Raw genomic sequence first — 16,041 nt, 5'->3', positions numbered from 1 at the left:
AACCTTTCTCGTGGCTGTCAGAGGTGCGGGATGAGGGGTGGGTGCGGGGTCAGCGGCGCGACATGTAGATGTCGAGCGCCTTGTGGAGCAGCTTGTTCAGCGGGAAGTCCCACTCGCCGAGATACTCCGCCGCCTGGCCGCCCGTACCCACCTTGAACTGGATCAGACCGAAGAGGTGGTCCGTCTCGTCCAGCGAGTCGGAGATGCCGCGCAGGTCGTAGACGGTGGCGCCGAGCGCGTAGGCGTCGCGCAGCATCCGCCACTGCATCGCGTTCGAGGGGCGGACCTCACGGCCGATGTTGTCGGAGGCTCCGTAGGAGTACCAGACGTGCCCGCCGACGATCAGCATCGTGGCGGCCGACAGGTTCACGCCGTTGTGCCGGGCGAAGTACAGCCGCATGCGGTTGGGGTCCTCAGTGTTGAGGGCCGTCCACATGCGCTGGAAGTACGACAGCGGGCGCGGCCGGAAGTGGTCGCGCACGGCAGTGATCTCGTACAGCCGCTGCCATTCCTCGAGGTCCTGGTAGCCGCCCTGGACGACCTCGACGCCGGCCTTCTCGGCCTTCTTGATGTTGCGGCGCCACAGCTGGTTGAAGTTCTTGTGGACCTCTTCCAGGGAGCGGTTGGCCAGCGGCACCTGGTAGACGTACCGGGGCTGGACGTCGCCGAACCCGGCGCCGCCGTCCTCGCCCTGCTGCCAGCCCATGCGGCGCAGCTTGTCCGCGACCTCGAAGGCACGCGGCTCGATGTGGTCGGCCTCGATGTCGCGCAGCCGCTTCACGTCCGGGTTCTGGATGCCCTGCTTGATGGAGGCGGCCTCCCAGCGCCGGATGATCACCGGCGGGCCCATCTTCACGGAGAAGGCGCCCTGCTGCTTCAGGTGAGCCAGCATCGGCTCGATCCATTCCTGCAGATTCGGCGAGAACCAGTTGATGACCGGGCCCTCGGGCAGGTACGCGAGATAGCGCTTGATCTTGGGGAGCTGCCGGTAGAGGACCAGGCCGGCACCGACGAGCTCGCCGGTCCGGTCGTCGAACCACCCGAGGTGCTCGGAGCGCCACTCCGCCTTGACGTCAGCCCAGGCCGGGACCTGCATGTGGCTCGCCGACGGCAGGCTCTGGATGTAGGCCAGATGCTGCTCGCGGCTGATGGTCCTCAGGGTCAGGCTCATTTCGGGGCGCTCCTCGGGCTGGTGTGTCCCCATGGGTTCAGGGGCTCCGGCTCTCGCGCGAAGCCTACTGCGCCTTGGGAGCGCGCCGGTTGGGCGTACGGAACCTTCGCCCCGGCCCGTGGGCGGCCGGGGCGTCACGCGATATTCAGGTGGGGTGTGCCTGGCGTCAGTCGATGAGCCCGCCGAACAACCCGCCGTGCGCCATGCCCAGGAAGAACCCGACAGCCGAGGCTCCCAGGCCCAGGATCAGGCCGAAGCGCTCACGGGTCGTCTCCGAGATCCACTGGCCGTACGCACCGGTGAGAATGCCCACCAGGCCGGTCCAGGAACTGAGCAGGTGCAGGTCATCGTCGACGAGTGCCACGACGAACGACGTGATGCCCAGCACCAGGGTCACCGCGAGCAGGGTGTCCTGGAGGGGGTGGGGCTTGCCGTCCGTGGCGAAGAGGCCGCCGGCGGTGTTGGGTCGCAATGCCTGTGCCATAGGGCACCTCCTGCGAAAGTCGGCGCATCGTAGCGCCATACACACCCGATGTGTACAGATTGGCTGCCCTCACGGCCGGATTTCAACCGCAAGCCACTGTGCGGGTACTCTGTACCGTCCGCACCGGTGTCTGCCCATGTCACGGTAGAGGGTTCTCGACAGAACCCCGACTGTCAGTGGTGGCCGATACCGTCGGATACGCATCACAACCCTCCTGCCACGGATCGACCGTGGCCGCTGAGTCCAAAGGAGGTGGGTTCCACATGCGTCACTACGAGGTGATGGTCATCCTCGACCCCGAGGTCGAGGAGCGCGCTGTCTCTCCGTTGATCGAGAACTTCCTCTCTGTCGTCCGTGACGGCGGCGGAAAGGTCGAGAAGGTCGACACCTGGGGCCGTCGTCGTCTCGCGTACGAGATCAAGAAGAAGCCCGAGGGCATCTACTCGGTCATCGACCTGCAGGCCGAGCCTGCGGTCGTCAAGGAGCTCGACCGCCAGATGAACCTGAACGAGTCGGTCCTCCGGACCAAGGTCCTCCGCCCCGAGACCCACTGAGCTCTCCCGCTCAGCTGATCCCGGGATTCGAGTAGCAGCACAAGCAGCCAGCAGCAAACCCGCCGAGAGGTTCCCCATGGCAGGCGAGACCGTCATCACGGTGGTCGGCAATCTTGTCGACGACCCCGAGCTGCGCTTCACCCCCTCCGGTGCGGCCGTCGCGAAGTTCCGTGTCGCGTCCACTCCCCGCACCTTCGACCGCCAGACGAACGAGTGGAAGGACGGCGAGAGCCTCTTCCTGACCTGCTCGGTCTGGCGTCAGGCGGCTGAGAACGTCGCCGAGTCGCTCCAGCGAGGCATGCGCGTCATCGTGCAGGGCCGGCTGAAGCAGCGGTCCTACGAGGACCGCGAGGGCGTCAAGCGCACGGTCTACGAGCTGGACGTCGAGGAAGTCGGCGCCAGCCTGCGCAACGCCACGGCCAAGGTCACCAAGACCACCGGCCGCGGTGGCCAGGGCGGTTACGGCGGCGGCAGCGGCGGCGGTGGCGGCCAGGGTGGCGGCGGCTGGGGCGGCGGCCCCGGTGGCGGCCAGCAGGGCGGCGGCGCTCCCGCTGACGACCCGTGGGCGACCGGCGCTCCCGCCGGTGGCAACCAGGGCGGTGGCGGCGGCTGGGGTGGAAACTCCGGCGGCGGCAGTGGCGGCGGCTACTCGGACGAGCCCCCCTTCTAGGGCGGGTTCGCACCCACACTTCTTGATCACACAGGAGAATCACCATGGCGAAGCCGCCTGTGCGCAAGCCGAAGAAGAAGGTCTGCGCATTCTGCAAGGACAAGGTCACGTACGTGGACTACAAGGACACGAACATGCTGCGGAAGTTCATTTCCGACCGCGGCAAGATCCGTGCCCGCCGCGTGACCGGCAACTGCACGCAGCACCAGCGTGACGTCGCCACGGCCGTGAAGAACAGCCGTGAGATGGCGCTGCTGCCCTACACCTCCACCGCGCGATAAGGGAAGGGTGACCGACACATGAAGATCATCCTCACCCACGAGGTCTCTGGCCTCGGTGCCGCGGGCGACGTCGTCGACGTCAAGGACGGATACGCTCGCAACTACCTGATCCCGCGGAAGTTCGCTATCCGCTGGACCAAGGGCGGCGAGAAGGACGTCGAGCAGATCCGTCGTGCTCGCAAGATCCACGAGATCCAGACCATCGAGCAGGCCAACCAGGTGAAGGCCCAGCTCGAGGGCGTCAAGGTTCGCCTGGCCGTCCGTGCCGGCGACGCCGGTCGCCTCTTCGGTTCCGTCACCCCGGCCGACATCGCCTCGGCGATCAAGGCTGCCGGTGGCCCCGAGGTCGACAAGCGCCGCATCGAGATCGGTTCGCCGATCAAGTCGCTGGGCGCTCACCAGTCGTCCGTGCGTCTGCACCCCGAGGTTGACGCCAAGGTCAGCATCGAGGTCGTCGCGGCCTGAGTGCCGTGCTCGCTGATGCAGTGAGCGATGGGGCCGCACCCTTCGGGGTGCGGCCCCATCATCGTCTCCGGTCGCGCCTCGCCGTATCCGGAGACGACGCGTGGCCCCTGGATACGCAGTATCTGGTTTCACGTGAAACACCGTGTTTCACGTGAAACAGTCCATCGGCCGAGCCCGGCAGTCAGCGGGTCGCGCCCGTCACCAGCCAGCGGCCTGAATGGCTCCGGAGCCACAGGGTCAGCATTCGCATGGTCATCATCAGCGTCATGGTGGCCCACAGGGCGGTGAGTCCACCGCCCAGTACCGGAACCAGCAAGGCGACCGGGGTGAAGACCGCCAGGGTGAGCACCATCGCCCAGGCGAGGTAGGGACCGTCGCCTGCGCCCATCAGGACTCCGTCCAGGACGAAGACGATGCCGGAGATGGGCTGCGAGAGGGCGACGATGACCAGGGCGGGCAGGGCCGCGTCCTTGACCGCCGGGTCACTGGTGAACAGAGGCAGGAACGCCGGTCGGGTGAGGACGACCAGGACACCGAGGACGACCCCGACGGCGATACCCCACTCCACCATGCGACGACATACGGCGCGAGCGCCTTGTGTGTCACCGGCTCCGAGGTAGCGCCCGATGATGGCCTGCCCCGCGATGGCGATGGCGTCGAGGGCGAAGGCGAGCAGATTCCACAGGGACAGGATGATCTGGTGGGCGGCGATGTCGGCATCCCCGAGTCGGGCGGCGACCGCCGTCGCGATCATCAGGATGGCCCGCAGGGAGAGGGTGCGGACCAGCAGGGGCACACCGGCCTGAGCGGAGGCCCTGATCCCGGCGGCGTCCGGGCGAAGGGGGGCGCCATGCTTCCGCGCTCCACGCAGAACCACCGCGAGGTAGACCGCGGCCATGCCGCACTGGGCGATGACGGTGCCCCAGGCAGAGCCGGCGATGCCCAGCCCCGCCCCGTACACGAGCCCTGCGTTGAGGGCGCCGTTGGCCACGAAGCCGATGACGGCGACATAGAGCGGGGTCTTGGTGTCCTGCAGGCCACGCAGGAGACCGGTCGCGGCGAGGACGACGAGCATCGCCGGTATGCCGAGCACGGAGATGCGCAGATACGTGATCGCATAGGGGGCTGCCGCGTCCGAGGTGCCGAAGAGGTCCACGAGGTGGGGCGCTGTCGGCAGGGCGACGGCGATGACACCGGCGCCGAGGAGCAGAGCCAGCCAGATGCCGTCCATGCCTTGGCGGATGGCGGCCGGGAGATCACCCGCGCCGACGCGGCGGGCGACCGCCGCTGTCGTGGCATAGGCGAGGAAGACGAAGACGCTGACGGAGGTCATCAGCAGGGCCGAGGCGACGCCGAGACCGGCGAGTTGGGCTGTGCCCAGATGGCCGACGATGGCGGTGTCGGTCATGAGGAAGAGGGGCTCGGCGACGAGCGCGCCGAAGGCCGGCACAGCGAGTGCGACGATCTCTCGGTCGTGCTGTCTCCGGCCGGATCGAGGGCGCGCGGGGGCCTGTGTCATGTGCACCAATCTAATCGTCCACAGGTAAGAGATGCAAAGCTTTTGTGACCCTTACCATTCGTCCAGAGGTGCGCACTGCCGTGCACCATTCGAAGCGATCTTGGGCCGGTTGGGGAAGTTTTTCTTCTGCACAGCCCGTGGATGGCAAAGCTGCAGGTCAGAGCGAACTGCCTGGGACGGGTCGGTGCTTGTTCACAGGCCTGTCCACCGGGTCGTGCACAGGTTTCGCCGAGTTCTCCACAGCATCTGGGCCGTCGTCCACATGGCCTGTGGATAACCAGATTGGCTGACGGTGCCGACGGGCCTACGGTAGTCCGGCGCCCGCTCCGTCCGTCGGTTTTGAAAACGTCACAAAACCGGCGCCCAGTAACCGGAGTTGGGCCTCTCATTTGTCAGTGCCGTGCCGTAGAAAAGAGAGGCACGGCTAGGTCTGCTGCGGCGGACGGGAGGAGGTGGCTCGGTGAGCATTTCCGAGCCCTTGGACGACCCGTGGGCCGACAGCGGGCCCAGTGATCGTCTGCCCTCCTCCCGCCGACGTGGTGACAGCGCCCGGGGCCGCGACGAGCAGCACGAGCGCGGCAGGGACAACAGCGAGTGGGACGGCGGCGGAGGCACGTCATTCGAACGGGTACCGCCGCAGGACATCGAGGCCGAGCAGTCCGTCCTCGGCGGCATGCTCCTGTCCAAGGACGCCATCGCCGACGTCGTCGAGATCCTCAAGGGCCACGACTTCTACAAGCCCGCCCACGAGACGATCTACCAGGCCGTCCTCGACGTCTATGCCAAGGGCGAGCCGGCTGACCCCATCACCATCGCCGCCGAGCTCACCAAGCGCGGTGAGATCAACAAGGTCGGCGGGGCGTCGTATCTGCACACCCTCGTCCAGACGGTGCCCACGGCGGCGAACGCCGCCTACTACGCGGAGATCGTCCACGAGCGTGCCGTCCTGCGGCGCCTGGTCGAGGCGGGTACGCGCATCACACAGATGGGATACGCGGCCGACGACGACGTCGACGAGATCGTCAACCGCGCCCAGGCAGAGGTCTACGCGGTCACCGAGCAGCGCACCAGCGAGGACTACCTGCCGCTCGGCGACATCATGGAGGGCGCGCTCGACGAGATCGAGGCGATCGGCTCACGCAGCGGTGAGATGACCGGCGTGCCCACGGGGTTCACGGACTTCGACTCGCTCACCAACGGTCTGCACCCGGGCCAGATGATCGTCATCGCCGCGCGTCCCGCCATGGGTAAGTCCACGCTCGCGCTGGACTTCGCGCGAGCCTGCTCGATCAAGAACAACTTGCCGAGCGTGATCTTCTCGCTCGAAATGGGACGCAACGAGATCGCGATGCGTCTGCTGTCCGCCGAAGCCCGGGTCGCCCTGCACCACATGCGGTCGGGCACGATGACGGACGAGGACTGGACGCGTCTGGCCCGCCGGATGCCGGACGTCTCCGCGGCGCCGCTCTACATCGACGACTCCCCGAACCTGTCGATGATGGAGATCCGAGCCAAGTGCCGCCGCCTCAAGCAGCGCAACGACCTCCGACTGGTCGTCATCGACTACCTCCAGCTGATGCAGTCCGGTGGGTCCAAGCGGGCCGAGAGCCGTCAGCAGGAGGTCTCGGACATGTCCCGTAACCTCAAGCTGCTGGCCAAGGAGCTGGAGCTCCCGGTCATCGCGCTCTCCCAGCTGAACCGTGGTCCCGAGCAGCGCACGGACAAGAAGCCGATGGTCTCCGACCTGCGTGAGTCCGGCTCCATCGAGCAGGACGCCGACATGGTCATCCTGCTGCATCGTGAGGACGCCTACGAGAAGGAGTCGCCGCGCGCGGGCGAGGCCGACCTGATCGTGGCCAAGCACCGAAACGGCCCGACGGCGACGATCACGGTCGCCTTCCAGGGCCACTACTCACGGTTCGTCGACATGGCGCAGACCTGACCTGACCGTGGTCCAGCGGCGCGGGCCCGGAATGTGCTCGACTCGGCGAGGCCGGGACGGGTGGACTGGGACCCATGACGACATCTCAGGAAGAGTTGCTTCCCGGCACACGTCGCGCACTGCTGCACCGGATCGCCGTCGCCCAGGCCGAAGGCCGGGCGCCGTCGCTCGTCGCGGCCGTCGTGCGGGACGGGAAGCCGGTGTGGACGGGTGCGCGGACCTCGGTGGAGGGGCATGCGCCGGACGAGAGCGTGCAGTACCGGATCGGCTCGATCACCAAGACCTTCACGGCGGTTCTCGTCCTGCGGCTGCGTGACGAGGGCGTGCTGGACCTCGGGGATCCGGTGGAGAAGCATCTGCCGGGCACCGGCGTGGGGAGGTGACCGTCGCCGAACTGCTCGCGCACGCCGGGGGACTGGCGGCCGAGACGCCGGGGCCCTGGTGGGAGCGGAGTCCAGGATCGCTGCGGCCCGAACTCGCCGATGTGCTGGGCGAGCGGCCCCTGCTGTCTCCGCCCGGCCGCCGGTTCCACTACTCGAACCCGGGCTACGCGCTGCTCGGCGCGCTCATCGAGAAATTGCGGGGCGCCTCCTGGGAGGAAGTCCTTCGGCGCGAAGTGCTCGAACCCCTGGAGCTGCACCGCACGAGCGTGCGACCTCAGGCGCCGCATGCGGGTGGCTGGGCGGTGCACCCGTGGGCCGACGTGATGCTCCCGGAGCCCACCGAGGATCTGGGACGCATGGCCCCGGCAGGGCAACTGTGGTCGACCACGGGTGACTTGGCGCGTTTCGCGGCCTTCCTGGTCAACGGCCACGAGCGGGTACTGAGCGCTGAGTCGCTGCGGGAGATGAGGACACCGGCAGCGCCCCACGACGCGGCGGACGTGGCGAGCGGCTACGCCTACTGCCTGGGGATGGAGATCCGGCGGCGGAACGGGCGGTCCCTCGTCGGGCACACCGGTTCGCTGCCCGGCTTCCTCGCATGCCTCATGATCGGTGTGGAGGAGGATGTGGCGGCGGTCGTCCTGGCCAACTGCACCTCGGGCCCGCTGCTGTTCTCCGTTGCCGCCGACCTGGTCCGCATCGTCGCCGAGGCGGAACCGCGCATCCCCTCCCCGTGGAAGCCGCTGAGCGATGTCGATCCGTCGATGCTGGAGCTGACGGGTCAGTGGTACTGGGGGACGCACACCCATGCGCTGCGGCTGACGGCCGACGGATTGGTTTCGCTGGGACCGCTGTCGGGCGCAGGCCGGCGCTCGCGGTTCCGCCCGAACGGCGACGGCACATGGACGGGCCTGGAGGGCTACTACGCCGGCGAGCTCCTGAAGGCCGTACGGCGGCCGGACGGGTCCGTGAGTCATCTGGACCTCGGCTCGTTCGTGTTCACGCGTCAGCCGTACGACGAGGGGGCTCCTGTGCCGGGTGGGGTCGACCCGGAGGGGTGGCGCGGGATCGGGTAGGCAGTTCGGGTAGGCGGTGACGACGAGGGCCGCTCTGTTTCACGTGAAACAGAGCGGCCCTCGCATGCCGGTCACAGCGGGAGCTTGAAGCCCATGTGGGAGGCCGTGAAGCCGAGCCGCTCGTAGAAGCGGTGGGCGTCGGTGCGCGATGCGTCGGAGGTCAGCTGGACCAGCTGGCAGCCCGAGTCCCGGGATTCGCTGATCGCCCATTCCATGAGCTGTGTTCCCAGGCCGCTGCCGCGTTCATCGGCGTGGATGCGCACGGCTTCGATGATCGACCTGGTCGTACCGCGTCGGGACAGCCCGGGAATGATCGTGAGCTGGAGTGTGCCGACGACCCGGCTCTCCCGGACCGCCACGACCAGACGCTGGTTGGGGTCGGCGCTGAGCCGCTCCAGTGCGGTCAGGTATGGGGCGAGGTCGTCCGGTGACTCGCGCTGTGCGCCCAGGGGGTCGTCCGCGAGCATTCCGACGATCGCCGGGACGTCGTCGGCGACGGCGGCACGTATCTCAAGATCTCCCATGGACGCAGCCTACGCAGATGGCCGGCGCGGAAGCGCCCTATGCGGGCACCGGGGTCTTCAGGGTCTCGACCACCCGGACCAGCGGTGCCAGCTCGGGGTTCTTCGCCGCCTGGTCCAGAGCCTCGCGCAGGGCGGCGTCATTGGTCGGCCGCGCCGCTTCCAGCAACTCGAGGCCCGTCTCGGTGACGTTCGTGTAGATGCCCCGCCGGTCGGTGGGGCACAGATAGCGCTCCAGGAGCCCGCGGTCCTCAAGGCGTGTGACCAGACGGGTGGTGGCGCTCTGGCTGAGCACGACTGCGTCGGCGACCTGCTTCATCTGCAGATGGCCTCCGTCCCCGTCGTGCTGCCGGCTGAGCACGTCCAGCAGGGAGTACTCCCGCGCGCTCAGGTCGTGCTTGGCCTGCAGGGCGCGCTCGATGTGGCCCTCGATCCTCCCGTGCAGCAGGGAAAGGGCGCACCAGCCCTGGGCGAGCGCGGTGAGCGCGGGGTCCGTCGCTGTCATTGGCGTTTCCTCCGTCCCGGAGCGGCTGACACCCAGGATAGAGCAGCCTCGCAATTGACGTCGTTTGCCTGTAGCCCGCGTGTGCAACTATTGTGGGCGCACGTTAAGCGCTCCTGCAATCTTCTGGGAAGGTGCCTCCTCCATGCCTCTCGCGCTTCTTGCCCTCGCGATCGGGGCCTTCGGGATCGGAACGACAGAATTCGTGATCATGGGCTTGCTGCCCCAGGTCGCGGGCGACTACGGGGTGTCCATCCCCACCGCGGGATATCTGGTGACCGGCTACGCGCTCGGTGTGATGTTCGGCGCCCCGCTGATGACCGTTCTCGGCACCAAGGTCTCCCGCAAGCGGATGCTGATGATGCTGATGGGCCTGTTCATCGTCGGCAACCTGCTCTCGGCGCTCGCCCCCGCCTTCGCCGTCATGCTGATCGGCCGGATCGTCGCGTCGCTGGCCCATGGCGCCTTCTTCGGTATCGGCTCGGTCGTCGCGGCCGAACTGGTGGCCCCGGACAAGAAGGCCGGAGCCATTTCGATGATGTTCACCGGGCTGACCGTCGCCAATGTCGTCGGCGTCCCGCTGGGCACGCTCGTCGGACAGTCCGTCGGCTGGCGTGTGACCTTCGGCATCGTGGCCGCCCTCGGCGTCATCGGCCTGGCCGGCATCGCCCGGCTCGTCCCCGACATGCCCAAGCCGGATGGCGTGCACCTGCGGCACGAGCTGGCCGCATTCAAGAACGTGCAGGTGCTGCTCGCGATGGCGATGACCGTCCTCGGCTTCGGCGGGGTCTTCGCGGCCATCACCTACATCGCGCCGATGATGACCCGCGTCGCCGGCTTCGCCGACGGCTCCGTCACCTGGCTCCTGGTCCTTTTCGGCCTCGGCATGGTCGGCGGCAACCTCGTCGGCGGCAAGTTCGCCGACCGCGCGCTGATGCCCATCCTGTACATCTCGCTGGGCGCCCTGGCCGTCGTCCTGGCGCTGTTCACCCTCACCGCGCACGACAAGCTGCTGTCGGCCGTCACCATCGCGCTGATCGGCGCTCTGGGCTTCGCCACCGTCCCGCCGCTCCAGAAGCGGGTCCTCGACCAGGCTCACGGCGCCCCGACCCTGGCGTCCGCCGTGAACATCGGCGCCTTCAACCTCGGCAACGCCCTCTCCGCGTGGCTCGGCGGCCTCGTGATCGGTGCGGGCTTCGGCTACACCGCCCCAACTGGGTCGGTGCCGCTCTGGCGGCAGGCGCCCTGCTCCTGGCCTTCCTCTCGGCCGCTCTGGAGCGCCGTGCCGGCGCCCCCGGCACCGTCGTCACGGGAGCCGCGCCGGCCGAGCAGCGGGCCGCCGTCCACCACTGAGCGACCGGGCCGGCCTCGGCCCGGACCCAGACCAGAACCAACCAGCAAGTCCCAAGGAGAAATCCCTCATGAGCACCACCACAGCCGTCGCCCCGCTGACCACCCAGGACGCCGACGCCCTTGTCACCGCCGCCCGTCGTGCCGCCGAGGCCGCAGGTGTGACCGCCAGCGTCACCGTCCTGGACGCGGGCGGCCATCTGCTCGCCTTCCGGCGCGACGACCGTGCCGTGCTGATCTCCGGCGAGACCAGCACCCGCAAGGCCTACACGGCTCTTCAGCTGAACGCGGCCACCGCCGGCCTCGTTGACGCCGTGCAGCCCGGAGGCCCCTTCCACACACTGCCGACCGCGCTCGACCGGCCGCTGCTGTTCATCGCCGGCGGCGTACCGGTGCACCGCGACGGCCGCCTGTTCGGCGCGATCGGTGTCGGAGGTGGCGCCCCGGAGCAGGACCACGGCTTCGCCACGGCTGCCGTGGAGGCCCTCGCCTGACCCGGCCCGGCAAACGCGACTACGCCGGTTCCCCGACCCCCGGGGAGTCGGCGTAGTCGTATCCGGGGTATTTCTGCCGCGTATCCGGGCTCCTCAGCCCGCCGCGACCGTGACCGGCGCGAACCGGCGGGTCCAGTCACCGGGCAGCTCGGCGATCCCGTACGACATCACCGAGTTGAAGGCGATGGGCGCCAGACCCCGCTCCTTCACCCACGCCAGTAGCTCTTCGTGCCGCACGTCGATATCGGTGCGCAGCGGGCGGTCGGTGTGGGCCGCGAGGGAGGCGATGAGCGCCTGGGCGACCGCCGTGTCGCGTGCGATGAGCGGGCCGACGACATGGGTGTCCATGTTGGGCCAGGCGGCCGTGTACCCGATGATCCGCCCGCCCTCCTCGGCCACGCGCAACTGGTCGGCGAAGGCGGGCAGTCGCGTGACGATGTGCGTGCGGTCGGTCCCGAACGCCTGCTCGTCGAGCCGGAGGATGGCGGAGAGGTCCTCGGCGGTCGCGGCACGGGTGGCCACCTTGGGATCCGGTCCGCCCGGAGTGAAGTGCCCGCACACCATCTCCGCTCGCCCAGTGACCTTGAAGCCGAGTTCCTCGTAGAGGGGGCGGCCGTTCGGTGTCGCGTGCAGGGTGAGGGGGGTGGGGCCCATCGCCGAGACGACATGGCGCATCAACCGGCGTCCCACGCCCTGTCGCGCATGCCGGTCGGCGACCAGGACCATGCCGATCGCCGCGAGGGCGGGGTGCTCGTGGGGTCCGTACTCGGTGACGACGCAGGCGCTCACGAGGCCGCCGTCGGGGGCATCGATGCCGTAGCCCTTCCCGGCTGTGAGGAGGAAGCCCCACTTGTGCTCCTCCCGTGGCCACCCCCGGTCCTGAGACAAGTCGGCGCAGGCGGCGAGATCGCGGAGCGTCAGACGGCGGATGGGCAAAGAGGCAAGGGAAGGAGTCGGCACGCAGGTCAGGCTGTCCGACCGGGGCCCCTGACGTCCACCTCTTTCCCCGGACTCATACGAGCTTTTGGCCAGTTGTAGCCGTCCGCACAGAGAACGGTCAGACGCCGGACGTTTCACGTGAAACACGGGCGGGATGTGCAGCAGTTGGCGGTACCGATGATTCGCGTGGCGCCCTCATTCGTGACGAGGGAAGGGGGGACTTGTGTGCACGGCGGTGGCCGGTAGGGTCGACTCCGGTTCGCATTCGGGGCGGGTGACCCGTTCCGTGCGGGCCGAGCGCAGGGCAATGCAGCCTAATGGGACGGAGAGATCGAAGACCCGCTTTTTCGGTTAAACGACTGAGCCGTCCAGACGAGTGGGAGGCTCGGGTGAGAGCACTGCGGGCAATGTCACACTCTTGCCTACTTGTCCGTACGGAGCCGAAATACGGGTTGAATGTGGCCGCATTGGCCACGACATGGATGGGAACGCGGACCGTCCACGGGGGAAAGCAGGCACCTTCCGATTAGGGAAGTGCGCAGACCGACCGAAAGATGCTCGAGGCGAGGCACACCATGGACGCTCCGACCACCACGTCGGCCGACAACGGCACTTCCGGCGGCGGAGGCGGCTGGTTCACGCCCCGCAATAAGCCGACGACGACACCGGACAGCGAGACCGGTACGCCGGAGGGACGCCGCCCGTCCGCGATACGCCCCGTGGGCCGGCCGACCGCCGCTCCGGAGACGCCGGCCGACGGCACGGCGGTGCCGCCCGCTCCGACGACCGGCGGCGCGAGCACCGGTGGGCCGGAGCAGGGGCATGAGTCCCCGGAAGCGATACCCACGCCCGCCCCTCTGGCCGCACAGCAGGCCTCGGCGCCCGCGGACGCGAGGGCCGCCGCGGCCTCGTCAGCGGGTCCCGCGCCTACGACGCTCACACCGGCGCCCTTCGCCTCCACCGCTCCCCCGCACCCGGCTCCGACGAGATGCGGGTCCCCGCCCAGCGGCCGACCCCAGCAACGCCCCCGGGCCAACCCGCCTCCGCCCCGGCCCGGGAAGCGTCCCCGGATGCCATCCTCATCCGACGCGCCATGGACGAGGTCGCACCCGTCGCCGAGAAGGTCACGTCGTACTTCTACGCCCTGCTCTTCGTCCGCTACCCGGACCTGCGGCCGCTGTTTCCGCCCGCGATGGACACCCAGCGGGACCGGCTGCTCAAGGCTCTGCTCACGGCCGCCGAGCACATCGACAACACCGACGTCCTCGTCGACTACCTGCAGAACCTCGGCCGGGGCCACCGCAAGTACGGGACGCGGGCCGAGCACTACCCGGCCGTCGGCGAATGCCTCATCGGCGCGCTGAGCAAGTACGCCGCCGGGGTCTGGAACGAGGAGATGGAGGCGGCCTGGGTCCGGGCGTACACCACCATCTCGCAGGTCATGATCGACGCGGCGGCCAGGGACGAGCTGCGTGCCCCGGCCTGGTGGTACGCCGAAGTCGTCACGCACGACCTCAGAACTCCGGACGTCGCGGTCATCACCGTCCGGCCCGACCAGCCGTACCCGTTCCTCGCCGGGCAGTACACGAGCGTGGAGACGCCCTGGTGGCCCCGGATCTGGCGGCACTACTCCTTCGCCGCGGCGCCCCGCTCCGACGGCCTGCTGTCGTTCCACGTGAAGGCCGTCCCGGCGGGCTGGGTCTCCAACGCCCTGGTGCACCGCGCCCGCCCCGGTGACATCATCCGGCTCGGCCCGCCCGCCGGCGCCATGACCGTGGACCACACCACCGAGAGCGGTCTGCTCTGCGTGGGCGGCGGCACGGGCATCGCGCCCATCAAGGCACTGGTCGAAGACGTCGCCGAGCACGGGGACCGCCGGTCGGTCGAGGTCTTCTACGGGGCTCGCACCGATCACGACCTGTATGACATCGACACCATGCTCCGTCTCCAGCAGAGCCATCCCTGGCTCTCGGTCCGCGCGATCATCGACCAGCAGGCGCACCAGCAGCTGCCGGACGCGATACGCGCCTACGGACCATGGGACGAGTTCGAGGCCTATCTCTCGGGCCCGCCCGGGATGATTCGCAGCGGTGTGGACGCACTGAGGGACGTCGGCATCCCGTCGGACCGCATACGGCACGACTCCGTGGAGGAGCTGGTCGCGGCCGGTTCCTGAACCGCTGCCGGTATCAGCCCAGGTCGGGGGCGTGCATGGCGCGTACGCCCTCGATGTTGCCGTCCAGATAATGCCGCAGCGACAGTGGCACCAGGTGGACGGAGGCGATCCCGACGCGGGTGAAGGGCACGCGCACGATCTCGTACTCGCCGACGGGTTCGTCCACCTCGGGGCCGTGGCGGAGGGACGGGTCCATGGACTCCAGGTGGCAGACGAAGAAGTGCTGCACCTTCACGCCCGTCGCGCCGCCGTCCTCCCCGATGTGCTCCATGGTGTCCACGAAGCAGGGCACCACATCGGTGATCTTGGCGCCGAGCTCCTCGTACACCTCTCGGTGCAGGGCGTCGACGACGGTCGAGTCGTCGGGCTCGACCCCACCGCCGGGGGTGAGCCAGTAGGGATCCACGCCCGGCTTGGTGCGCTTGATCAGGATCAGGTCGTCACCGTCCAGCAGAACGGCACGGGCGGTGCGCTTGACCACAGGTCGGACGGTCATGAGTGAAATGTGGCCCGGCTGGTTCCACGTGAAACATCGCGAAACGTCACCGGCGGAGCCCTCAGAGTGAGGCACTGTCCCGGGCGCCTCAACACCAGTCGGTCGAGGCGCGCTGCAACCACTCATGGGCACGCGCTATATGGGGCATAGCGAGCGTCCCAGTGCGGACCACCAGGAAATATGTCCGCAGCGGCGGCACCGCCGGCTCGTGCAGGGCGACGACGTCACCCCGCTCCAGCGCGGCCGCACACAGATACCGCGGGAGCACCGCCAGGCCCGCCCCCGCGACCGCACACGCAAGGACCGCGCGCAGGTCGGGAACGATGACCGTGCCCGGGGCGGCGGGGCGCGAGTCGAAGACGGAGGCCCAGTAGCGGGAGACGAAGGGCAGGGACTCGTGCACCTCCACCACGGGCACCTGCTCCAGGGACGGTTCCGGCTTGCGGTCCGGCTGCCCGGCGCCGATCTGTTCGGCCCAGCGCGGGGTGGCGACCAGGACGTGCTCCTCGTCGCAGAGCGCGGTCGCCGTGAGCAGGGCGCCCCGTGGCTGGGCCGTGGTGATGGCCAGATCGTGATGCCCGGCGGACAGTCCTTCCAGCGTTTCCTCGGCGTTTCCGAAGGAGGCGCGCAGCGCGAAGCCCTGACCATCCTCGCCGATCAGCTCCGTGAGCGCGGGCAGGGCTCGTTCGGCGGTGAACTCCGGAGGTCCGGCGAGATGCAGCGTCCGTAAGGAGGAGTCGTCGTCGAGGCCGGTCTCCGTTATCTCCACCAGGGCGTCGAGATGCGGTGCGGCCTTGTGGGCGAGTTCGTCGCCGATGCTCGTCGGGGTCACGCCACGGGCCTGCCGCAGGAAGAGGGGGCGGCCCAGCTGCCGCTCCAGCGTCCGTATCTGCGAGGTGACGGCGGGCTGGGAGAGGCCCAGCAGGGCGGCGGCGCGGGTGAAGGAGCCGGCCCGGTGCACGGTCACGAAGGTCCGCAGCAAGGCCAGATCCACCGCACGGTCTCCCCTCTTCGGCCC

16 protein-coding genes and 2 pseudogenes are annotated in these 16,041 nt (G+C 68.9%); 9 read left to right on the top strand and 9 right to left on the bottom strand.

The window, feature by feature from the left end:
- Nucleotides 1-49 precede the first annotated feature (49 nt).
- Together femX and ACQEV8_RS21620 are read right to left on the bottom strand one after the other, a co-directional pair.
- A complete protein-coding gene (femX, locus tag ACQEV8_RS21625; RefSeq protein WP_215120323.1) occupies nt 50-1,171 on the bottom strand; it encodes a peptidoglycan bridge formation glycyltransferase FemX in 1,122 nt (373 codons plus the stop codon).
- Between the two features lie 166 nt (nt 1,172-1,337).
- Nucleotides 1,338-1,655 carry a hypothetical protein gene (locus ACQEV8_RS21620; RefSeq protein ID WP_432962594.1) on the bottom strand — a complete coding sequence of 106 codons (318 nt, stop codon included), beginning with the start codon at nt 1,653-1,655 and terminating at the stop codon, nt 1,338-1,340.
- A gap of 263 nt (nt 1,656-1,918) precedes the next feature.
- Here ACQEV8_RS21620 and rpsF point away from each other — a divergent pair, with 263 nt between their 5' ends.
- From rpsF to rplI, 4 genes are all read left to right on the top strand, one after another.
- Nucleotides 1,919-2,209, top strand: coding sequence for a 30S ribosomal protein S6 (gene rpsF, locus ACQEV8_RS21615; RefSeq protein WP_030847098.1), 291 nt, complete (start codon nt 1,919-1,921; stop codon nt 2,207-2,209).
- Between the two features lie 76 nt (nt 2,210-2,285).
- On the top strand, nt 2,286-2,879 hold the full coding sequence (locus tag ACQEV8_RS21610) for a single-stranded DNA-binding protein (RefSeq protein WP_432962592.1): 594 nt from the start codon (nt 2,286-2,288) through the stop codon (nt 2,877-2,879).
- A 44-nt stretch (nt 2,880-2,923) separates the two neighbouring features.
- A complete protein-coding gene (gene rpsR / locus ACQEV8_RS21605; protein ID WP_003949403.1) occupies nt 2,924-3,160 on the top strand; it encodes a 30S ribosomal protein S18 in 237 nt (78 codons plus the stop codon).
- Between the two features lie 18 nt (nt 3,161-3,178).
- The gene (rplI, locus tag ACQEV8_RS21600; RefSeq protein ID WP_215120326.1) at nt 3,179-3,625 is read left to right on the top strand and encodes a 50S ribosomal protein L9; all 447 of its coding nucleotides are present in this window, start codon (nt 3,179-3,181) and stop codon (nt 3,623-3,625) included.
- A 181-nt stretch (nt 3,626-3,806) separates the two neighbouring features.
- Here the strand turns inward: rplI and ACQEV8_RS21595 are convergent, their stop codons facing one another.
- Nucleotides 3,807-5,144, bottom strand: coding sequence for an MATE family efflux transporter (locus tag ACQEV8_RS21595; RefSeq protein ID WP_432962590.1), 1,338 nt, complete (start codon nt 5,142-5,144; stop codon nt 3,807-3,809).
- Nucleotides 5,145-5,604: 460 nt separating this feature from the next.
- On the opposite strand from ACQEV8_RS21595, the gene dnaB reads away from it, so the two are divergent.
- Nucleotides 5,605-7,086, top strand: a complete 1,482-nt coding sequence (gene dnaB, locus ACQEV8_RS21590; RefSeq protein WP_432962588.1) for a replicative DNA helicase — start codon at nt 5,605-5,607, stop codon at nt 7,084-7,086.
- A 74-nt stretch (nt 7,087-7,160) separates the two neighbouring features.
- Nucleotides 7,161-8,545: pseudogene (locus tag ACQEV8_RS21585) on the top strand (serine hydrolase domain-containing protein).
- 71 nt (nt 8,546-8,616) lie between these two features.
- Here ACQEV8_RS21585 and ACQEV8_RS21580 read toward each other — a convergent pair.
- Entirely contained in the window at nt 8,617-9,069 is a 453-nt protein-coding gene (locus ACQEV8_RS21580; protein WP_432962586.1) for an N-acetyltransferase family protein, read from the bottom strand.
- Between the two features lie 37 nt (nt 9,070-9,106).
- The gene (locus ACQEV8_RS21575; protein WP_432962584.1) at nt 9,107-9,571 is read right to left on the bottom strand and encodes a MarR family winged helix-turn-helix transcriptional regulator; all 465 of its coding nucleotides are present in this window, start codon (nt 9,569-9,571) and stop codon (nt 9,107-9,109) included.
- Nucleotides 9,572-9,713: 142 nt separating this feature from the next.
- Between ACQEV8_RS21575 and ACQEV8_RS21570 the strand changes: the two are divergent.
- Nucleotides 9,714-10,921 (top strand): annotated as a pseudogene (locus ACQEV8_RS21570) (MFS transporter).
- Nucleotides 10,922-10,989: 68 nt separating this feature from the next.
- Nucleotides 10,990-11,412, top strand: a complete 423-nt coding sequence (locus ACQEV8_RS21565) for a GlcG/HbpS family heme-binding protein (RefSeq protein WP_432962582.1) — start codon at nt 10,990-10,992, stop codon at nt 11,410-11,412.
- A gap of 93 nt (nt 11,413-11,505) precedes the next feature.
- On the opposite strand, the gene ACQEV8_RS21560 is transcribed toward ACQEV8_RS21565, so the two are convergent.
- Both ACQEV8_RS21560 and ACQEV8_RS21555 read right to left on the bottom strand, forming a co-directional pair.
- Nucleotides 11,506-12,372: a GNAT family N-acetyltransferase gene (locus ACQEV8_RS21560; RefSeq protein WP_432962580.1), complete on the bottom strand. Its 867-nt coding sequence runs from the start codon at nt 12,370-12,372 to the stop codon at nt 11,506-11,508.
- A gap of 505 nt (nt 12,373-12,877) precedes the next feature.
- Nucleotides 12,878-13,198 carry a hypothetical protein gene (locus ACQEV8_RS21555; protein ID WP_432962578.1) on the bottom strand — a complete coding sequence of 107 codons (321 nt, stop codon included), beginning with the start codon at nt 13,196-13,198 and terminating at the stop codon, nt 12,878-12,880.
- Nucleotides 13,199-13,444: 246 nt separating this feature from the next.
- On the opposite strand from ACQEV8_RS21555, the gene ACQEV8_RS21550 reads away from it, so the two are divergent.
- Nucleotides 13,445-14,527, top strand: a complete 1,083-nt coding sequence (locus ACQEV8_RS21550; protein WP_432962576.1) for a globin domain-containing protein — start codon at nt 13,445-13,447, stop codon at nt 14,525-14,527.
- Nucleotides 14,528-14,540: 13 nt separating this feature from the next.
- Here the strand turns inward: ACQEV8_RS21550 and ACQEV8_RS21545 are convergent, their stop codons facing one another.
- A complete protein-coding gene (locus ACQEV8_RS21545) occupies nt 14,541-15,023 on the bottom strand; it encodes an NUDIX domain-containing protein (RefSeq protein WP_382492272.1) in 483 nt (160 codons plus the stop codon).
- 88 nt (nt 15,024-15,111) lie between these two features.
- Nucleotides 15,112-16,017 (bottom strand): LysR family transcriptional regulator, encoded by a 906-nt coding sequence (locus ACQEV8_RS21540; RefSeq protein ID WP_432962574.1) that lies wholly within the window; start codon nt 16,015-16,017, stop codon nt 15,112-15,114.
- Nucleotides 16,018-16,041 lie beyond the last annotated feature (24 nt).

Source organism: Streptomyces sp. CA-179760, assembly GCF_050937045.1.
Lineage (GTDB): Bacteria > Actinomycetota > Actinomycetes > Streptomycetales > Streptomycetaceae > Streptomyces.
Note: the sequence above shows the minus strand (reverse complement) of the source record. Positions and strands in the feature narration are given on the sequence as shown.

What these genes read in the sequence shown, in the direction of transcription:
- ACQEV8_RS21565 (WP_432962582.1), top strand. Translation starts at nt 10,990, where the DNA reads ATGAGCACCACCACAGCCGTCGCCCCGCTGACCACCCAGGACGCCGAC.
- rpsR (WP_003949403.1), top strand. Translation starts at nt 2,924, where the DNA reads ATGGCGAAGCCGCCTGTGCGCAAGCCGAAGAAGAAGGTCTGCGCATTC.
- ACQEV8_RS21550 (WP_432962576.1), top strand. Translation starts at nt 13,445, where the DNA reads ATGGACGAGGTCGCACCCGTCGCCGAGAAGGTCACGTCGTACTTCTAC.
- ACQEV8_RS21545 (WP_382492272.1), bottom strand. Translation starts at nt 15,023, where the DNA reads ATGACCGTCCGACCTGTGGTCAAGCGCACCGCCCGTGCCGTTCTGCTG.
- ACQEV8_RS21575 (WP_432962584.1), bottom strand. Translation starts at nt 9,571, where the DNA reads ATGACAGCGACGGACCCCGCGCTCACCGCGCTCGCCCAGGGCTGGTGC.
- rplI (WP_215120326.1), top strand. Translation starts at nt 3,179, where the DNA reads ATGAAGATCATCCTCACCCACGAGGTCTCTGGCCTCGGTGCCGCGGGC.
- femX (WP_215120323.1), bottom strand. Translation starts at nt 1,171, where the DNA reads ATGAGCCTGACCCTGAGGACCATCAGCCGCGAGCAGCATCTGGCCTAC.
- ACQEV8_RS21620 (WP_432962594.1), bottom strand. Translation starts at nt 1,655, where the DNA reads ATGGCACAGGCATTGCGACCCAACACCGCCGGCGGCCTCTTCGCCACG.
- rpsF (WP_030847098.1), top strand. Translation starts at nt 1,919, where the DNA reads ATGCGTCACTACGAGGTGATGGTCATCCTCGACCCCGAGGTCGAGGAG.
- ACQEV8_RS21580 (WP_432962586.1), bottom strand. Translation starts at nt 9,069, where the DNA reads ATGGGAGATCTTGAGATACGTGCCGCCGTCGCCGACGACGTCCCGGCG.
- ACQEV8_RS21610 (WP_432962592.1), top strand. Translation starts at nt 2,286, where the DNA reads ATGGCAGGCGAGACCGTCATCACGGTGGTCGGCAATCTTGTCGACGAC.
- ACQEV8_RS21595 (WP_432962590.1), bottom strand. Translation starts at nt 5,144, where the DNA reads ATGACACAGGCCCCCGCGCGCCCTCGATCCGGCCGGAGACAGCACGAC.